Annotated in this window: 16 protein-coding genes; 5 read left to right on the top strand and 11 right to left on the bottom strand. The window is 69.5% G+C overall.

The features are described 5' to 3' along the window. Positions 1-106: 106 nt before the first annotated feature. Positions 107-724 (top strand): hypothetical protein, encoded by a 618-nt coding sequence (locus tag ACIBI5_RS34315; RefSeq protein ID WP_397252866.1) that lies wholly within the window; start codon positions 107-109, stop codon positions 722-724. Between the two features lie 176 nt (positions 725-900). Continuing rightward, a complete protein-coding gene (locus ACIBI5_RS34310; protein ID WP_397252865.1) occupies positions 901-1,467 on the top strand; it encodes a L,D-transpeptidase family protein in 567 nt (188 codons plus the stop codon). Positions 1,468-1,789: 322 nt separating this feature from the next. Here the strand turns inward: ACIBI5_RS34310 and ACIBI5_RS34305 are convergent, their stop codons facing one another. The 8 genes from ACIBI5_RS34305 to ACIBI5_RS34270 all read right to left on the bottom strand — a co-directional run bounded on the left by ACIBI5_RS34305 (position 1,790) and on the right by ACIBI5_RS34270 (position 12,303). Further along, on the bottom strand, positions 1,790-3,532 hold the full coding sequence (locus ACIBI5_RS34305) for an ABC transporter ATP-binding protein (protein ID WP_397252864.1): 1,743 nt from the start codon (positions 3,530-3,532) through the stop codon (positions 1,790-1,792). Further along, positions 3,529-5,280 (bottom strand): ABC transporter transmembrane domain-containing protein, encoded by a 1,752-nt coding sequence (locus ACIBI5_RS34300; protein WP_397252863.1) that lies wholly within the window; start codon positions 5,278-5,280, stop codon positions 3,529-3,531. The genes ACIBI5_RS34305 and ACIBI5_RS34300 overlap by 4 nt, the downstream gene beginning before the upstream one ends. Further along, a complete protein-coding gene (locus ACIBI5_RS34295) occupies positions 5,277-6,473 on the bottom strand; it encodes an alpha/beta hydrolase (protein ID WP_397252862.1) in 1,197 nt (398 codons plus the stop codon). Before ACIBI5_RS34295 ends, ACIBI5_RS34300 begins: the two co-directional genes overlap by 4 nt. Further along, a complete protein-coding gene (locus ACIBI5_RS34290) occupies positions 6,466-7,320 on the bottom strand; it encodes an ABC transporter ATP-binding protein (RefSeq protein WP_397252861.1) in 855 nt (284 codons plus the stop codon). Before ACIBI5_RS34290 ends, ACIBI5_RS34295 begins: the two co-directional genes overlap by 8 nt. Next, entirely contained in the window at positions 7,317-8,375 is a 1,059-nt protein-coding gene (locus ACIBI5_RS34285) for a FecCD family ABC transporter permease (RefSeq protein WP_397252860.1), read from the bottom strand. The genes ACIBI5_RS34290 and ACIBI5_RS34285 overlap by 4 nt, the downstream gene beginning before the upstream one ends. Further along, positions 8,372-9,328 carry a FecCD family ABC transporter permease gene (locus ACIBI5_RS34280; protein ID WP_397252859.1) on the bottom strand — a complete coding sequence of 319 codons (957 nt, stop codon included), beginning with the start codon at positions 9,326-9,328 and terminating at the stop codon, positions 8,372-8,374. The genes ACIBI5_RS34285 and ACIBI5_RS34280 overlap by 4 nt, the downstream gene beginning before the upstream one ends. Positions 9,329-9,411: 83 nt before the next feature. After that, positions 9,412-10,410: an ABC transporter substrate-binding protein gene (locus ACIBI5_RS34275; protein WP_397252858.1), complete on the bottom strand. Its 999-nt coding sequence runs from the start codon at positions 10,408-10,410 to the stop codon at positions 9,412-9,414. 39 nt (positions 10,411-10,449) lie between these two features. Continuing rightward, the gene (locus ACIBI5_RS34270; protein ID WP_397252857.1) at positions 10,450-12,303 is read right to left on the bottom strand and encodes an SIP domain-containing protein; all 1,854 of its coding nucleotides are present in this window, start codon (positions 12,301-12,303) and stop codon (positions 10,450-10,452) included. A gap of 242 nt (positions 12,304-12,545) precedes the next feature. Between ACIBI5_RS34270 and ACIBI5_RS34265 the strand changes: the two genes are divergently transcribed. Together ACIBI5_RS34265 and ACIBI5_RS34260 are read left to right on the top strand one after the other, a co-directional pair. Continuing rightward, a complete protein-coding gene (locus ACIBI5_RS34265) occupies positions 12,546-14,036 on the top strand; it encodes a helix-turn-helix domain-containing protein (RefSeq protein WP_397252856.1) in 1,491 nt (496 codons plus the stop codon). A gap of 267 nt (positions 14,037-14,303) precedes the next feature. Continuing rightward, entirely contained in the window at positions 14,304-14,735 is a 432-nt protein-coding gene (locus ACIBI5_RS34260) for a hypothetical protein (protein WP_397252855.1), read from the top strand. Between the two features lie 350 nt (positions 14,736-15,085). Here ACIBI5_RS34260 and ACIBI5_RS34255 read toward each other — a convergent pair whose 3' ends face one another. The 3 genes from ACIBI5_RS34255 to ACIBI5_RS34245 form a co-directional block, all read right to left on the bottom strand. Next, positions 15,086-16,321, bottom strand: a complete 1,236-nt coding sequence (locus tag ACIBI5_RS34255) for a hypothetical protein (RefSeq protein ID WP_397252854.1) — start codon at positions 16,319-16,321, stop codon at positions 15,086-15,088. Beyond that, the gene (locus ACIBI5_RS34250; RefSeq protein WP_397252853.1) at positions 16,318-16,830 is read right to left on the bottom strand and encodes an RNA polymerase sigma factor; all 513 of its coding nucleotides are present in this window, start codon (positions 16,828-16,830) and stop codon (positions 16,318-16,320) included. Before ACIBI5_RS34250 ends, ACIBI5_RS34255 begins: the two co-directional genes overlap by 4 nt. 196 nt (positions 16,831-17,026) lie before the next feature. Continuing rightward, positions 17,027-17,965, bottom strand: coding sequence for an endonuclease/exonuclease/phosphatase family protein (locus ACIBI5_RS34245; protein WP_397252852.1), 939 nt, complete (start codon positions 17,963-17,965; stop codon positions 17,027-17,029). A gap of 296 nt (positions 17,966-18,261) precedes the next feature. Between ACIBI5_RS34245 and ACIBI5_RS34240 the strand changes: the two genes are divergently transcribed. After that, a complete protein-coding gene (locus ACIBI5_RS34240) occupies positions 18,262-18,723 on the top strand; it encodes a hypothetical protein (RefSeq protein WP_397252851.1) in 462 nt (153 codons plus the stop codon). The last annotated feature ends 3 nt before the right edge of the window (positions 18,724-18,726 follow it).

Below are 18,726 nucleotides of genomic sequence, written 5' to 3'. Positions count from 1 at the left end.
CGCATAACGCTGGCCATGGATTGTGCCTGAAAGCCCTCGGGTAGCTCTCGAATGGCTATTTCGACCAAACGAGATTACCCAGGTAAACGAAGGGATGGCCTGTTTAATGGCGCATTTCTCCAGCGCGCTCAAGAAGAGCGCGCAAATTCTGGCCGCTTCCGCGGCAGCGGCGGCGGGTTGCATGGTGCCGGCGACCGGAGCGAACGCCGCCGAGGTCAGGACGCCGGTCGCGCCGCCGCAGGTGTCGAGCGACAAGCCGCACTTCAAGCGGTTCGGGCACGGCCATCGCCGGGGATGCAAGCACCACCACCGCAAATGCGACTGCCCGGCAGGCCCGGCAGGCCCCGCGGGTCCAGCGGGTCCGGCGGGCCCGGCGGGCCCCGCAGGCCCTCCCGGCCCGGCGGGTCCCGGTAAGGCCATCGACACCGCCTTCCAGGGCCGTAACAAGTTCATCGGCTACGCGCCCGGCGACGGCACCACCCACGTCCGCGACCCGCGGACCACGCCGAAGTGGCACGACATCTCCTCGATCCCGAACTACCCGGGCTCGGTCATCGACGTCTCGCTCACCGTCATGGGCAACCGGCTGCACGTGACCGTGCTGAGCAGCACGGGTCAGATCAAGCAGACGAGCTGCCGGGTCAACCCCAGGCCAGGACAGGGCGGCAACCCGGCCTGGCCCGGCAACTGCACGCCGTTCGTCAACCACACGCCGCCTGCCTGACCTCAGGCTCGGTACGGTGGAGCGAGCCGTCCAGGGGAACGTGCCATCCCCGGACGGCTCGCCGACGGATGAGAATCGGCCGCCTTCCCCATAAAGGGAAAACCCCCTTTCCTGAAACGAAGGAAATTCCGCTCAGCCCGCGGATTCGGATGCCGGAGAATCCCACGGAGGCGTGTGTGATTGACCCGCAGATTCTCCAGGCGGAAGAGCGCCTGGCCGAGCTTCACATCTCTCCAGGCCGCGTTGACGGCGTCTTCACCAAAGAGACCGCGGTCGCCCTCTGGGCTCTGCAGAAGCTCAACGGGATCCGGCCGGTCTCCAAACTCACCCCCGCGACCCTGCGGGCTCTCCAGCGACCCCGCAAGATCCACGCTCCGCTGCGGGACGGCGTCGTCGTCGATCTCAGCCGCCAGGTGCTGTTCCTGTACGAGCACGGCCGGATCCGGCTCATCTCGCACGTGTCCACCGGCGCGAACCGCTACTACTGCATGAAGGGACGCTGCGGCTACGCGGTCACCCCGCTCGGCGACTACCGGGTCTTCCGACGCGTCCACGGCTGGGACCGGGGCCCGCTCGGGTCGATGTACAAGACCATGTACTTCAACCACGGCATCGCCCTGCACGGCTCGAAGACCGTGCCCCGGTGGCCGGCATCGCACGGGTGTGTGCGCCTGCCGATGCACATCGCCGACCGGCTCTTCCGGCTGGTCGAGGTCGGGGCCACGGTCCGTGTCCGCCCGTGACGATGAGGCGCCACAGCCCCGGCCGCGGTGGTTCTACGCCGCCGTTCCGTCATGACGACCCATCGTTCCTGCGATCCCAGAAGCATCGCCCGGACCGCAGTTCCAGACGCCGCCCAGGTCGCGGAGCGGTTCCATCTCTGGCAGATCCAGACTCGTCTCCACCCGCCGAGAATCCGCCGAACGCGGCCGGCGGCGCACGCTCCGGTCCACGACTTGATCGCCGAAGGCCAGGGCATCGCCCGCAAGCTCGATCCCTTCTCCACCAGTGATGGGACGACGGGCTCCGGGGGCCGGGGCGCATCCTGGTCTGGTCGGGCTGTTGTCACTGGGCGGTCTCCCAGGCCGTCCACAACCCGGCGTACACGCCGCCGGCGGCGACCAGCTCTCCGTGGGTGCCGGTCTCGATGATGCGGCCGTGCTCCATCACCATGATCCGGTCGCAGGCCGCTGCTTGGGAGAGCCGGTGGGCGACGACGACCGCGGTGCGCCCGGCGAGGACGGCGTCAGCGGCGCGGTCGAGCTGTCCGGCGTAGGCGGAGCCGGCCTCGGCGGTCGCTTCGTCGAGGATCACCAGGTCAGCGTCGGTGAGCAGCAGGCGGGCGAGCGCGAGCTGCTGCGCCTGTGCGTCGGTGAGCGGGTGTCCGCCGGCACCCAGCAGGGTGTTCAGCCGGTCGGGGAGAACATCGAGGATCGATGCGGCGCCGGTGGCTTCCAGCGCTGCGTGGAGGTCGCGATCGGTGGCCCCGGGTGCGGCGAGGGTGAGGTTGTCGCGCAGGGTGCCCGCGAAGACGTGGACCTCCTGGGTGATCATCGCGGTACGGCTGGGTCGAGCCACCCTCCCGGCCGCAGGCAGGTGAGTGCCGGCGACCACGCCGGCGAACGTGGTCTTGCCCGCCCCGGACACGCCGACGACGGCCACGCACTGACCGGACGGGATGTCGAGGGTGATGTCGTCGAGCACCCGTGGCCCCTCGCCGTAACGGAAGGAGACCTCGTCGAGCTGTACGGCGGTGCCCGCGGCCCGCACAGGAACATCCGGTGAGCCGAACGGAATCGTGACGACGCCGATCATGCGGCTCAGCGATGCGAGGGCGGACTGGAGGGTGTCGATGACCAGCAGCAACTGGTTGACCGGTCCGAGCAGGCGCAGCACGAGCAACATGGCGGTGGTGGCGCCGCCGACGGTCGAGGCGTTGTGGTCGATGAGGACGAAGCCGACGACGAGTACGGCGGCCAGGCTCAGGCACTCCCCGAGATTGAGCCGGGCATTGAGCATGCTCAGCACGGTGCGTGCGCGTAGCGACTGCCGTACGACGCGCCAGGAGTCCGTCATCACGGCCCGGTGTCGTCGCTCGGCGAGCCCGAAGCCGAGCACGGTGGCGTAGCCGCGCTGGGACTCGAGGATCTGCTGGGCACGCGCGCTCATCGCTGTGCGCTCTGCGCGGTAGACCCCTGGTCCGGTGCGCACGTACCACCGCACGGCCAGCACGTAGACCGGCAGCACGACGGCGAAGGCGGCCGCGTAGGGCCATTCCAGTGCCGCGAGCCCGCCCAGCGACACGATGATGGTGAAGGCGGTGACGGTGAGCGCCGGGATCACGGCGGGGGCCGCGTCGGCGACCGCGGTGACGTCGTCGCTGGATCGCGAGATCAGGTCTCCGGTGCCGGCGCGCTCGACGAGGTGCTGTGGGAGCGTCATCGCGTGGCCCACGAGCTGCTCGCGCAGCGCGGCGAGGATGGAGTGGTAGACGCGGGTGGCGACCACGATCGTCAGCGCGGTGCCCGCGGCGCCGACGACTGCCGAGAGCGCCATGACGGCCGTGACCGTCAGCACGGTGGCGAGGTCCGCGATGCCGGCCTGCACGCGGTCGACGAGGAATCCGATCGCCACGGGAACGATCAGGTCGACGCCGGTACTGACGATCCCCAGGACCCCGGTCGCGGCGAGCCGGAGCCGGTATCCGTGGCTGAGCCGCCACACCTCTCTGATCGTCTCACGGCCGCTCGCGACCGGCAGCCCGGGATCGGAAGCCGCGGTCTCGGGGACGGCGGTGGCGCCGCTCACCGCGCCGTCCTTGCGGGCGCGGGTACGTCGTCAGGCACCTCGACGACGCGGTCACAGGCGGCGAGCAGCGCCGGGGCCGAGGCGATCAGCAGTGTCGAACGGCCGGCCCGGACACCGCGCAGCCGGCCCGCGATCGTGTGCTCGGTGACCGAGTCGACCGCGGTGGTCGGGTCGTGCAGCACGAGCACCGGCGCGTCGCTCGCCAGGGCGCGGGCGAGGGCGACCCGCTGGCGCTGCCCGCCCGAGAGCCGGTTGCCGCCCTCGCCGACCGGGAGGTCGAGATCGGCCGCGAAGTCGTCGCAAGCGGCGGCTCGCACCGCGGCGTCCACCCGCTCGGGCGCGCCCGCGATCACGGCGACGTTGTCGCGGAGGGTGCCGCTGAACAGGGTGGCACGGTGCGGCGCGACGGTGACCCGGGAGCGGTACCCGGCCGGGGACAGCTCCCGCGCCGCGATCCCGTCGAGCCGCGCCTCGACCCCGCCTTCGGCCCGCGGGTCCAGCAGCGCCTCGACGACACGGGCGGCGGTCCGGTCGCCGGCGCGCACGCCCACGAGCTCGCCGGGCTCGACCCGGATCGTCACACCGGGCCCGGAGACGCTCGGCACGATCACGTCCAGCTCCGGCACCGCGGCGACCTTCCCACGGGTCACGTCATCGGGCCCAGCCGTCGTGGCGTTGTCCCGCAGCACGTCGAGGACACGCGCGGACGAGGCGCGGGCGCCGGCCAGGTTGGGGATGGAGATGTTCGCGATCGCCTGGATCTGCGGCAGCAGCGCCTGGGTGAGGCCGACGGCGGTGATCAGCCCGCCGGTGCTGAGCTGTCCGTCCACGGCGAACCAGCCCGCCAGCCCCATCACCGCGGCGACGAACGTGCCGCTGACCACGCCCGAGCCCACGAGGAACCGTCCCAGCAGGCCCGCGTTGCGCCTGGCTCCGGCAAGGGTCTCCTGGCTCGCCTGCCGGTAACGGCTGGTCGCCTCGGCCTCGGCACGCACCCCCTTGATCACCCGGTAGCCGGCGACGAGGTCCGTGGCCTGTCCGACCGTGGAGGCCAGCAGCTCCTGGTACTCGCGGGTGTCCCGGGAGAGTCGTTCGCTGAGCACGCCCATCGACCAGACCGCGACCGGCGCCCCGAACAGCACCACGAGTCCGAGCAGCCAGTGCGTCGCCAGCAGCGACGCCGCGATGAATCCGATGGCCGTGATCCTCGAGACCGGGATGATCGTCAGGATCACCGCGTTGGACAGGCGCGCGACGTCGTTCGTCATCACCGAGACCACTCTGCCGTCCGGCGCACGGGCGGTGCCGCCGACCGGGTGCAGGACGCCCGTGGAGAGGGTGCCGCGGAGCCGGTGTTGCAGTACCTGCACCGCGTAGGCGGTCAGCCGCAGCGAGAACCTCGCCGCCGACGTCAGCGCGACGTAAAGGGCCACCAGCACGCCGAGCCACAGGACCAGCTGTCCCGCGTCGCCGGTCGCCAGGGCCCGGTCGATCGCGAGTCCCATCACCACCGGGACCGCGGACTCGCCCACCTGCCACACGATCGCCAGCAGCATCGCGGGAACGCTGACCCGCTTCACCGAGAAGATCACTCGCAGCAGGAACCGGCCCGGGGTGATCCCCGGGCCGGACTCGAACGGCCGGGAGCCGAGCGGCTCGGCGGGAGCGAGCAGGAGCACGGGCAGCCAGCGGGTCAGGGGCCCTCGCCCCAGTCCCGCGGTGTCGGAGAAACGCGAGGAACTCCTCACATCTGACCCCGGTCCCGGCTCCCAAGTGGGAAGAACCAGAGCAAAGCGTCGGCGAAGATCCCTCGCCACCATGCGTAGTCGTGTCCGCCGGCGAACTCTCGGTAGAGGGTGTCGTAGCCCTTCCCGGTGAGCACGTGGTCAAGCCAGCGACTGTGGGTGTTTGAGCTCTCCAGCTCACCGACGTCGTGGAAGATGCGGATGGGTGCCGTTTCCGCGGCCAGGTAGTCGGCGATCAGCGTCGGTATGGGGGTGCGGCGCAGCAGCTCACCCGCCCCGGTGCCCCACGTGAGGTCGGGGTGGTACCCGCACGACGGCGACTGGAGGATGGCGTTGCCGAACGTCGCCGGGTGGTGGAGCGCTGTCCAGCCGGCGCACAGACCGCCGTAGCTCTCGCCGGCCAGCGCGACGTCACCGGGGTCCCGCGAGAGCGGATACCGCTGGTGGAGCCACGGCAGCAGTTCACGGACCAGCATCTGGGAGAACGCCGGGTCGCAGAGCAGTTCCCTGTCGCGCCGCGGTGCGGGCTGATCGACGAGGACCACCGCGCAGGGCCGGATCAGTTCCGCCCTGACCAGGGCGTCACGAACGCTCGGCGCGCTGTGGTCCGGCGTCCCGTCCAGGTGGATCACGAAGGGTAGCGCGCTCTCGTCCGAGAACTCTCCGGGGGGCATCGAGACCCAGATGCGGCGCTCGTCTCCCAGGAGCTCGCTCGCCAGCACGGCGGTTTCCGCTGCCGGGGCCGGACGCGCTTCGGCCTGATCGAGCCAGGGCAACGGCACGGCGTCGGGCAGCACTGCAACCGAGGCGCCGGAGAACCGCTCCACCGAGCACTCCGAGAACCTCGGTGGCGGGTTGAACGGGTCCGGTACCCGTTCGCCCTCCCCCGTCGGCCCACGCCGGGTGAACACGTACGAGAAGCGCAGGTCGGAACGCATCCGCAGAGTGAGAACGCGGAACGGCGTCCCCGCCACCGAGGCGAACTCCGTGCCGATCGGGTTGAAGCCGATTCTGGGGCCGATCACCACCGAGAGGGTGACCGTCGTGTCGTCTCCGGGCTCGTCGACGAACGTCACCTCCACCTCGTCCGCGGAGACCCGCTCGACAAGCGGTGCACCCTTCTCCGCGAGATGTCGTCTGAACCTTTCCGGGCTCCACTCACCGGTCGACAGCTTCTCGACCATCGGATCAGCCATGTCTCGCGCTCTCCACGGCGGTGCCGTCAGCGGACCTCCGCCGGGTTCGTTCGCGGCCGAGCGGCACCACCTGGGGGCTGCCGGCCACCGGATCTGGCACCACCAGGCAGCGCAGACCGAACACCTCCTCGACCAGTTCGGCCGTGACCACCTCGTCCGGAGTGCCCTCGGCGACCACGGCGCCGTCCTTCATGGCGATCAGGTGGGTGCCGTAGCGGGCGGCGTGGTTCAGGTCGTGCAGAACGGCGACCAGGGTGTGGCCGACCTGGTGCAGGTCGGTGAACAGTTCCATCATCTCGATCTGGTGGGTGATGTCGAGGAAGGTGGTCGGTTCGTCGAGCAGCATGATGGCGGTGTGCTGCGCGAGCGCCATGGCCACCCACACGCGCTGGCGCTGCCCGCCCGACAGCTCGTCCACCAGGCGCCCGGACAGGTCGGTGACCGAGGTCTGGCGCATCGCCCTGAGCACGGCCCGCTCGTCGTCCTCGGTCCACTGCCGGATGAACCCCTGGTGGGGGTACCGTCCCCGGGCCACCAGGTCGGCGACGGTGATCCCGTCCGGGGCGATCGAGGTCTGCGGCAGCAGTCCGACCCGCCGCGCCACCTCTTTGGTCTTGTAGATGTTGATGTCGGCACCGTCGAGGACGACCTGCCCGGCCGACGGCTTGAGCAGTCGGGACAGGCCGCGCAGCAGGGTGGACTTGCCGCACGCGTTCGGGCCGACGATGACCGTGAACGACTCGTCGGGGATCGCCACCGAGAGGTGCTCGGAGATGGTCCGCTTGTCGTAGCCGATCGTCGCCGACTCGACGCGGAGGCGCGCGGTGCCGGGCGGGGTGGCGCTCATAGGCGTCTCCTGGCTTCGGTGAACAGCAGGTATCCGAGGTAGCCGCCGCCGAGCACGACGGTGATGATGCCGACCGGCAGCGGGGTGGGGGCGACGTGCTGGGCGAGGTAGTCCGCCGCCAGGCACAGCAGCGCGCCGACGAAGGCGGCGGGGGCGAGGGTGATCCCGGCGGTGCGGGCGAGCCGGCGTCCGATCTGCGGGGCGACCAGGGAGATGAAGGCGATCGGCCCCGACGCGGCCGTGACCGTCGCCGTCAGCGCCACTCCCACCAGGATCAGGCCGAGGCGGGCGGGCGAGACCCGTACCCCTTGCGAGGCGGCCGCGTCGTCACCCAGCTCCATCTGCCGCATCGGCCGGCTCAGCATTCCGGCCGCCAGCAGGAGTACGGCGATGCAGGCGCCACCGATGACGGCCTGGTCCCAGGACACGCCGTTGAGTGAACCGGCACCCCATGCGGCCGCGGACATCGCCTGGTCCAGGTCGGCCTTGAGGATCAGCCAGGTGTTGAGCGACCCGAGCATGGCCGTGACGCCGATGCCGACGACGATCAGCCGGAACCCCTGCACCCCTCGTCGGTAGGCGAGCACGTACACGGCCACGGCGGTGGTCATCCCGCCCAGCAACGCCCCGCCGACCAGCTGCACGTAGGTGCCGTTGACGGCCAGGATCACGATCAGCGCGCCGGTGTAGGAGCCCTGGGCGAACCCGATGATGCCGGGTTCGGCGAGAGGGTTGCGCAACAGCGACTGGAAGACCGCCCCGCTCACCCCCAGAGCCGCGCCGAACACCAGCGCCGCCACCACCCGGGGCAGCCGCCACTCGACCACGATGTCGAGGACGATGCCCGTCCCCCGGCCGGCCAGCGCGGAGAGCACCTGCCCGGGACTCAACTGGTACGAGCCGGTCATCAGCGCGAGCACCGCCGTACCGGCGACCGCGACCGCGAGCACCGCGCAGACGGCGACCGAGCGCCACTGGAGCCGTACCGCGATCCGCCCGCGCCGCAGCACCAGCACCCGCCGCCCGAAGTCCACCCGCGGAAGATGCGCGCTCATAGCCCGCTCGCCTTCCTCCGCCGCGCCAGTGCGACGAGAACGGGAGCGCCGACGAAGGCGGTGACGACTCCCACGGGGATCTCGCTGGGTCTCATCACGACGCGGCCGAGGATGTCGGAGACCAGCAGCAGGCTCGGGGCGAGAAGAATGCTGTAGGCGAAGATCCAGCGTTGGTGCGGGCCGACGATCCAGCGGGCCACGTGCGGCACCATGAGCCCGACGAATGCGATGGGTCCGGCGATCGCGGTGGCGCCACCGGCGAGGAGGGTGAGTGCGATCACCGCGAGCACACGGGTGCGTACCAACCGGACCCCTTGGGCGACCGCCATCTCGTCACCCAGAGCCAGAGCGTTGAGCGGGCCCGACACCGCGAAGGCCAGGATGAGCGCCAGCGCGAAGAACGGCAGGATCGGCCACACGACCTCGAGCGGGCGACCCACGATCGACCCGGCGTTCCAGTACCGCATCGCGTCGAAGGCATCCGGGTTGGTCAGCTGGAGCGCCTCCCTGGCGCCGCCGAGCACAGCGCCGACGCAGACCCCGGCGAGCACCATGACCACCGGCGAGGAGCCCTGCCGAGTCGACCCGAGGGCGAGCACCAGAAGCGTGACGATCAGTGCCCCCGCGAACGCGAACCACATGTAGCCCTGGGCGTCGCGGACGCCGAGCAGGCCCACGGCGACCGTCACCGCGAAGGACGCACCCGCATGGACGCCGAGGATGCCCGGATCCGCCAGGGGATTGCGGGTGAGCGCCTGGAGCAGCGCGCCCGACAGACCGAGTGCGACGCCGACGCCCAGACCCACGATCGTGCGCGGCAGCCGGAAGTCGCGGATCGCGAACTGGTCGATGCCGGCCGAGGAGTGGAACAGCGCGTCCCATACCACCGACGGCGCGATCGCCGTCGAGCCGATCATGACGCTCAGCACCAGCAGGGCTACCAGCACCACCATTGCGACGACCAGGCCGAGCAGACGACGACGCGGTCCGGGCACCGTCCCGGTGCCCGGACCGTTGTGCCGCGGGGCGAGGGCTGTCACTTCTCGGCTGGGAGGGTCGCCAGCGCGTTGTCGAGCGAGTCCAGGTACCGGATGACGGGCCCGTAGGAGTTGTTGCCGGGGCAGAAGACTCCCAGCGCACGACCGGAGCTCACGGCGGGCAGCGCCTTCCAGGTGTTGGTCTCGACGACCGGCACGAAGGACTTGGCCGGCTTGCCCTCGGCGTCGACCGGGTAGGTGATCACGTCGTACTTGGACAGTTCACCGATCTGCTCGAAGGGCAAGGACTCGTAGGCCAAGGGGTCCTTGCCCTTGGCCGCCTCGGGGAGGTCGAGGCCGATGTCGTCCCGGGCGATCTCGGAGCAGCCGATGTCCGCGATGTAGAACGTCCCGGGGTCGTTCCAGTCTCCGCGGGAGACGTCGACGAACGCGGTGCCGTCGATGACCTTGCCGTACGTCTGCTGGATCTTGGTGACCTTCTCCTTGAACGCCGCCTTCTGCCGGCCGAGCGCGTCCGCGACGTTGCCGGCTTCCGCGATGGCGTCGGCGAAGGCCTTCCACTCGGTGTCGAGCCCCCAGAGCACGGTCGGGGCGATCGCCTCGAGCCGCTTGCCGACCTTGTCCCAGTCCTTCGAGTGGAACTGGACCAGGATGAGGTCCGGCTTGAGGCCGGCGAGCTTCTCGAGGTCCACCTCACCGCCGTTGCTGCCGACGATCTCGGCCGCCTCGTACGCGGTCCTCTGTTCCGCCGGCAACACCTCGAGGTCGGAGTCGGACACCGCGGTGACGCCCACCGGCTTGCCACCCAGATCGATGAAGGGGAGGTTCGTGTTGCCGATCGTGACGATCCGCTGGGGGGCGACGGGAACCTCGACGGTGCCGTTCTCGGCCTTGACGCTGCGGGTCTCGGCAGCTTTGACGGTGCGGGTCTCGGCGGCCTTGTCGCCGGCGGCGCCGCAGGCGGTGAGGACGAGCGACGCGCTCATCAGCCCGGCGGCAAGGGCCGCGCCACGCCTCATCAGGGGGATGTTGCTCATGGGTGTTCTCTTCTTTTCTTCCCGGGTGGAGGGGTTCAGTCAGCGGTGGAGCTCGTGGACGGTGGCGCCCAGGCCGATGGTGTACGCCGACCTGCGCTTGAGGCCGGCCCGGGCGATGACGACGTCCAGCTCCGCCGCGGTGCGAAGGCCGGAGCCGTGGCAGACCAGGCCGATCAGGTCGGCCTCGCCGTCGTGCTCGTCGAGGTCGTCGGTGTCGAAGACCTCCTCGATCAGCAGCACCCGTCCGCCGGGGACGAGGTTCTCGGCCGCCCGGCGGAGTGCGTGAGCGGCATCGGCATCGGGCAGGGTCTTGAAGGCGCGGCTGATGAGCACGGCATCGGCCGCCGGGCTGGGCTCGAAGACGGACTGCTCCAGTACGCTGACCCGCGCGCGTTGCCGCTCGTCGGGAATCGTGGCGGGCAGGTCGCGGCGCAGCCAGTCGGCCTGGGCGGGCAGGGCGCAGATCGTCACGCGCAGGCTCTCGTGGGCTGCGACGTACTCACGGGCGTGGGCGCCGGCTCCACCGGAGTGGATCACCAGGTGCCGGACTCCGGCGAGCAGATCGGACGTGGCGATCGGTTCGGCCAGTGCGGGCTGGAACTTGGCCAGGCGCTCCAGATGACGGTCCTCGTAGTTCTGCTCGGCTCGCACGTCGGCGAAGGTCTGGCCGGTGACCGAGGCGTAGGCGGGCCGGCCGGTGCGGACCGACTCCGTGAGGCCGTGGATCCCGAGCATCTCGCGACCGACCACCCCGGCGGAGTGGAGCCGGTCGGCGATGAACTCGAGAGTGAGGACGTCACCGACCGGCGTCAGCGCGTAGTGACCTGGTTCTGTCTCGGTCACCACGTCCAGGGTGCGAAGGTAACGCAGCAGCTTGCCCAGAGCGCGCTCGTCGGCGCCGGCCTTGGCGGCCAGCTCGCTCACGCTGGTCACGCCGCGGGAGACCAGGTCGGGAACGCCCAGCTCGACGGCGGTGCGGATCGCGATCGGCGCGACGAGTTCGGTCAGGTCGTTGAGCTTCTGGAACGGGGTGACCGTCCTCTCCGGGTCGGGTACCGCTCCGTCGCTCTCCAGGGCGACGACCGCGGAGCGACGCCAATAGCCGGCGAAGTCGATGTCCTCCTTGGGCACGCCACGGTCCTCGATCAGATGCCGGCGGATGTCCCGGACGGCCGTGTGCTCGCCGGCCAGCCACGCGAACATCTGGCCCGACCACCACTCCGCGCTGCGGACGGCCTCGATGAGCGGCGACACGGTGCCGGCCGTCACACCGGGGCGGACCAGCCACGTCACGTCCACTCCGGGCAGCTCGCGCAGCTCCTGGCGGTGGGCGTCCTCGGCGATCTCGATGAACACCTGCGCCCGGGAGCCGGGCGGGAGCTCGTCGAGCAGGCGGCCGATCGCGGGGAGTGCGGTGTCGTCGCCCGCCACGAGCCACCAGTCGGCGCCGGCCGGGAACGCCTTGGACGTGCTCGGGCCGCTGAGGTGGATCCGGTCACCCGGCCGGGCGCGATAGGCCCACGTCGTTCCCGCCCCCACCCCGTGCTTGACGAAGTCCACGTCCAGCTCGCCGGCCTCGGGGTCCCACCGGCGAACCGTGTAGGCCCTCGACAGCGGCCGAGGATTCCTGGGCACGATCAACCTGGACTCGCCCTGGACCGGGAGCACCGGATCGCGCTGACCTGGGTACGGGAAGTAGAGCCCGAGGTCGTCGTCGAAACCCGGGGACTCGAACGCCGGCCGCACGAAGCCGTCCGCGGTGGTGAACGCACGCAGCTGCTCGCCGCTCAGCGTGACCCGCCGCATCCCCGAGGTGATGTCGGCCGTCCGGACCACCTCGACCTCACGCAGGGTCGGCGGGTGCACGGTGAGCCGGCGCGAGGTCTTGGGCATGCGGGAAACCGAACTTTCCGGTCGTTTCGAGGGCAAAGCCGTGCACCATCATCGGGAAGGCGCGCTGGTAAGGTTAGGCAAACCTCACCTGCATTGGTGTGCGCAGGCTGCCGTATGGTTAGGACGTGGTGGTGTCGTCGTCGTTCGCCGCGGGCGCAGGCGACCCGCCGCCGATTCCGGCCGCGCGGATGGGTTCGGCGGATGCGTCCGTTCGACCGCTACTGCTCTGGGTTCGCACCGGCGTGGCGCACGTACGCCTCGACGGCGGGCGGGTGCTCCACCTCAGAGCCGGCGAAGGCGCCTGGATTCCGGCAGATGGCTGGGCGGAGAGGGCGATCACCACCGAGCCGGGCACTGTCGCCTTCCCGCTGTGGCCTCATGCCGGCGTCGGGGCTTGGGGGCTGTCGGAACTGACGTGGTTCGCCGTTCCCAAGGGCTGGCAGGACTGGTTGATCCAGCTCTTCAACCTGCAGGTCACTCCGTTCAGCGGCCGGGGGTACTCCCCCGAGGCGATCGAGGAACTCCTCCGGCGTCCTGGCTCGCGTTCGCCGGCGCCCATCAGGGTCGGGCGAAGTCCGAGCTCAGCGGGATTCGCCTCGCCGGCGATGCCGCGAGCCCATGGCGCCAGGACAGTCGCCGAGGAACTGATTCGCGACCCCGCGCTTGACCTCACGGTCGAGCAATGGGCGTCGCGGGTGCCCTCCAGCGCGCGCACCCTTCGCCGGGACTTCCTCGCCGACACCGGCCTCACGTTCGAGCAGTGGCGGCTGCTCTGCCGGCTCGGCGCCGCCGTGGAGTTCCTCGCCGCCGGTTACGACGTGGACCAGGTGGCCGCTCGTGTGGGCTTCGCCAGCCGTAACGGCCTCACGCGGGCCTTCAAGGGACGGTTCGGGCTGACCCCCCACGAGTTCGGACGGGAGCTCTCCGCCCGACCTGACGCCGGTGGGCTGACGCAACGGGCAGCGGCGGCACGGCAGACCGACGACCTGATCCGGATGACGCGCAAGACGGACACTCCCGCCGCGCCTGAGATGCTGCCCGCGGCCAGCACGCCGTCGCACACCAATGACATCCACGTCCTCAGCTGGATGTATCGAGGCAGCGGGTACCTGGACATCGGCGGCCAACGCTACGAGAGGGAGCGAGGGGTGGCGACCTGGATCCCTGCGGACATCGAGCATGTCACCGGCCTCCGCGAGAACTCCGTCTCCCTGCCGCTGGGCAACGCGAGCACCGGCGACCTCCAACTGGCAGCGCCGCTGCAGGTGCGGTTCTCGCCCGCGTGGGACGACTACTTGATGTTCTGCTCGATCAGCGCCAGGTCGGGACTGCGTCCCGACGACCACAACCCCCGCCACATCCTCGACCTGTTCGCGGAGCAGGTCGCCGCGCAGCGGGCGCTGTCGGTGCCGATGCCCGCCGATCCGCGCGCGCGAGCTGTCGCGATGGAGTGCTTGCGCCGTATCGGCGAGCCTGGCGGGACGCATGATCTTGACGTCCGCGCTGAGATCCACCGTGCCTTCCGCGACGAGACAGGTATGACACTGGGCCGCTGGCGCTATGCCGCCCGCATGCGCATCGCTCGCGACCTGCTCGCCGGGGGCGCCCCGCCCAGCGCCGTCGCGCGCCGGATCGGGTACGCCCACCTGCCCACGTTCAGCGCCGCCTTCTCCCGATTCCACGGACTGTCTCCGCGTGACTACCAGCAGCGCGAGTCCGAGCGAAACCGGTAGCACCGGTGCCGACCCTGCCCAGGGCGACCATCCATGGGCGGAACGCGTTGTTTCTGGATGCTGCCTTCTCATAGGTGCGCGCCTCGCCCGTTGGCGCCTGACCCATCCGGGGCAGCGCGCGGCTGATAGCAGAAGCCCTCGATGACGGCACGTACCAGCCTGCCCGCATTGCCCCGGAACGACAGCTCCGCCGCAAGGGCATACCTCGGATATACCGGATCCCTTTAGCGTTGCCCCTCCAGTCCGACAATCGCGAAGGGACCTGAAGTGCGCAAGATCTGGACCTTGGCCGGAACGGCGGCCACCGCCGCGATCGTCGCCTCCACCGGAGCGGCCCCGGCAACGGCGGCTCCGGCCACAGCCGCGGCGCTGAGCACCTCGTCGGATGCGCCGAGGTACGCCAGCGACGTCAAGACCAGGGTCCACAGCAACAGGACCGGTCTCGGCACGCTGCAGATGCGCTACGGCAAGTACAAGAGCAAGACCTGGATCTGGGCCCGTATCGAGAAGCCGACGAAGCTGGCCAACGACAAGTACGAAATCACGATCGTGGCCCAGGGCACGTATCTCCACAAGAACATCAGCGGCACCAGCTACACCAAGGCGTTCGAGGCCAAGGACGGCGTGAAGTACTACGTGTGCATAGCCAAGATCGACGCCGCCACGTGCACGGGCAACTCGCTCTCGTGGATCTACTGACGCGTCAGGCGGCGGCTGGGATCACACTCCTTCGCCTGCCCAGCCATGGCGCCGTGCACCGCGCTCGTCGGGTGCGCCACCAGCTCACGACGGCCCGAGCAGCGCGGGACAGGTGAGCGGCCTGGTGCCGCGCAGACCGTTGTGGCGAGCGTAGAAGGCCGCCGTCAACGCCTCCGGGCCCGGAAGGCCGACGGTCAACACTGTCCAGTCGTCGGCGAGGCGGCCCGTCAAGTATGCGGTCGTGTGCCCGCGCAGACCCCGGTCCCGGGTGGGAGTCGGGGTCTGCTCGTGAGGGTGCCGCAGGAGCTATCCGGCAGACATCGGCCCCCGCCTGAGGTCTGCGGTCTGTGCTACTGGCCCGGCTTCGCGGTCAGGTCGCCGACGTAGCCCATGGCCTCGTAGGTCTGCTGGAGCAACGGCGTCGCCTTCCCCGTTTCGATGACGGCGAGCTCCAGGAGCTTGGCGGTCTTGTCGTCGAAGATCAACCGGTAGGTGATCCGGCCGGCCGCGCCGGTCTCATCGGGTCCGGTCGTCTCCAGCGCGACCCCGGTACGCCCCTTGCCGTCGGCCACGCCCGTCTGCGACGTCAGTTGGGAAGTGGAGTCGGCCAGCACCTGGTAGAGGGCTGCCCTGGTACCCGAGGTGATCGGGGCGGACAGCAGGTCGGCGCCGGTCTGCCACATGTACAGGGCGAGCGGGATCCGCTTGTCGCCCTGCTCGTACATGCTGTGCAGTTTCGCCTTCAGCGCTGCCTTGCCGGTCGGCAACTCGGCGATGCTGGACCAGGTGAGGCTGTCGTTGCCGATCGAGACGATGCCCTCGGGGGCGCCTTCCTTCGTCTTCGGCCGGTCATCTTCGGACAACCTGGGCGAGCCCGCCTGCTGCCACTTGGCGCGGTCCTCGGGAGTCGCGAACTCGATCTTCACATCCTGGTTCTTCACCGAGCGGCCGGTGGCGTTCCTGAGCGATAGCCAGCTTTCGGCGGTGTCGCCGCGGGTCGCGGTGTAGGGCAGTTCAGCCGTCTTCAGGGCGTCGACCTTGTCCTTGAACTCCTTGCGGGCGGCCTCCAACTCGGCGGGCTTGTCCTTGAACCGCGCCTCCTCGGCCTTCAGTTCGGCGTCCAGTTTCTTGAGCTCGGCCTTGTACTCCAGCGGGGCGACATGAACCATCTGCACCGTGCGCACCCGCGAGTACCAGAACGTGCCCGAGGAGATCGGCTCCTCGGCGGCCACCTTGGCCGCGGCGAGCAGGATCGTGCGGGTGTTCGCGGGGGCGCCTGTCGTGACCTGCGCCGGGACCTCGTGCACGCCGGACGGCTGCGCGGCGATCGGAGCGCCGGTCGTGGGGTCCGCGGAGACGAACTGCGGAACGGCGATCGCCGCGGCGGCGATTCCCGCCGCGGCGACGGCGAACAGCGTCAGGGGGCGGCGCTTGGCCATGGAAAATCTCCGAAGGTGGTGAGGGGTCCGAGGGGTCTGGAACGCGCGGGCGAGATCGGCCGAACGGCGCCGCCGGTAGGCGTCCTCGGTGAGCGTGTCCGGGCGTAGCGTGGTGATCAGTTCATTGATGGGGTCGTTGTCGTTCATGGCTGTCCCTGAAAGGCGAAGTGAGGCGGGAGTTTGAGCGCGTCGGCCAAGCGACGGCGCGCGCGATGCAGCCGGACGTTGTACGTGCGCGGCGAGCAGCCCGCCGCCTGGGCCGCCTGGGCGGGCGTGAGGCCGTACCAGTTGGCCAGCACCACCGCCTCGACGTCCTGTTCACTCAGGCTCGCCAGTACGGCCAAGGCCTCCTGCCGGCCGGTTACCCGCTCGGCCACGTCGCCTTCGACGAAGGAACTCAGCCCGGTCAACCGCGCGATCAACTCGTCGCTGCGCAGCCGGCGGACACGCTGGTTGCGCAGCAGGTTGCGCATCACGCCGAGCAGCCACGGCAGCGGTTGATCGGGCAGGTCGTCCAGACGCCGCCATGCGATCAGGAACGTCTCGCTGGTCAGGTCCTCCGCCATGGCCGGCTCGGCACGCAGCAGGGCATAGCCCAGCACGTTCCGGTAGTGCCGGTCATAGAGGTTGGTGAATCGTTCTTCTGGATCGTCCACATCTAGAACTGTCTTGAAGGGGCCTCCGGATTACCGGCCAGCGAAAAATTTACGTTATGTCCGTACTCCGGCTGCCCCGGCGAAGCCGCGTCCACGCGGCGATCTGCCTGGCCAGCCGTACACGGCGGCACAAAAGTGGCCAGAAGCTCTTCTCAGGAGAGATCGCCCCAATGCATCTCGATGGCCCGTCGCGGCGCTACGTGAGGTCGACGTAGAACAGCGGATGATCGGTCCACACCGTGTCGGGCTCGGAGGTGTCAGGCCACGGCTCGGTCTGTGGTTCTCCGAAGGTTTTGCCGCTGATGACGTGCTGGCGGTTTCCGTCGCCCTTGCGGATGAGGCCCTTGCCGCAGAGGTTGAGCGCGTTCTGCTCGTGGGGTTTGTTCCATCGCAGGTTCAGATCGCCGGCGATGATCAAGGGTCCGTCTCCGGCGAACCGTCTGGCCTCCCTCGAAAGCTGGAAGCATTGGTCAGCGGTCACCTGCACGGAGCGGAGATAGTCCTCGTCGCTCTCTTGTGAAGGGACGGCGTGGAGTTGAGCGGTGCACACCGTGGCCCACGGCATCTTCCGGCAGCCCATGACGCGTACTTCCCGGTCGTTTCGCTGGGTGTCGAAAGCCTTCTCCAGACGGAACTCGCTGTAGGGCTCCCTCAACGGTTCCTTGGTGAGAATCGCCGACCCGTAGTCACCGCCCTTGCTGGGTTTTCCTGGCTGGCCGCATTTCTTCGGCGTCCTGGATCCGGGCGCGCCTTCCAGCACGGTGAAGAACGAATCACCTTTGAATCCGATCTTCTGCTTGAACCCCTCCAGATCGCCCGAACAGATCTCGTTGATCGTCACCGCGGTGGGCTTGATTCGAGCGATCTCCGCAGCGGCTACCTGCATGGTCGCTCCTGCCCGATTCTGGGGGGCGCCAGGCTTCTTGTCCCAGCAATGACGGGCGAGCCCGCTGTTGCAAAGGTTCATCTGCAGGACGCGGATCGGGCGCGGAGGTGCGGATTCGACGTTTCGGATGCTCCGCTTCCCGCTGGTCTCCGCCTCAGTGGTGGTAGACGTCGGTTCTGGGGTGGGTGCGAGAGATGGCGCCATGAGAAGTATCGCCGCAACCGCGGCGGCGCCGGCATGAGTGAACATGAGTGGCTCCTTCAGAGTGTGTGGTCTCCGACGATGAGGGCTTCCGCCATGGATCCTCAGGACGTCAATACCGAGCCGGTGCGCAGACCGACGCCGTCAAGTCCTATCTGGACGAAGACGTTGAGGCCTTCTCCCAGAACCTTTCGACTAGACGAAATACTGCGAGGATCGACGCGAGCGGGGTACCTCGCACATCAGAGGGCCGTCATCGGCAGCGGGTGAGCCGCTGTGCCCGCGAATCGGCCGTCAATGTCGTGTCAACGGCCTGTCAACCGGTGCGGACTTGCATGCACGGCATGAAGAAGATGACCTTGGTCTCCATGGTGGGCGCCCTCGCGACCACCGCCCTGCTGGCCGTCAGTACGCCGGCGCACGCCGACGGCCCCAGCCCCCAAGCGGTGGCGGAACAGCTCAGGAACACCCCGCGATCCAGCGCCCAGGACGTCAACGTCGCGGCGGTGGGTGTCTCCCTGGAGAAGTACAAGTGGGGGCTCAACGACAACTGGATCCGCCTCAGGTGGAGCAAGCCCACGTCCGTCGGCTACCACGACTACGTCGCCCTCTACGACCACAACCCGCAGGACGGCGCCGACGCCCAGAACAACTACCTGACCTACCAGTGGGCCAAGAACGGCTCGGCCTACGAGACGAACTGGCGTACCTCCCACAGGACGGAGTTCTACGCCGCCTACGTCTCCTGGGACTACGACCGGCAGAAGTACGTCGTTCTCGCGCGCAGCGGCCCCTGGTCGGGCTGAGCC

Source organism: Nonomuraea sp. NPDC050540 (genome assembly GCF_044457485.1).
GTDB lineage: Bacteria > Actinomycetota > Actinomycetes > Streptosporangiales > Streptosporangiaceae > Nonomuraea.
Note: the sequence above shows the minus strand (reverse complement) of the source record. Positions and strands in the feature narration are given on the sequence as shown.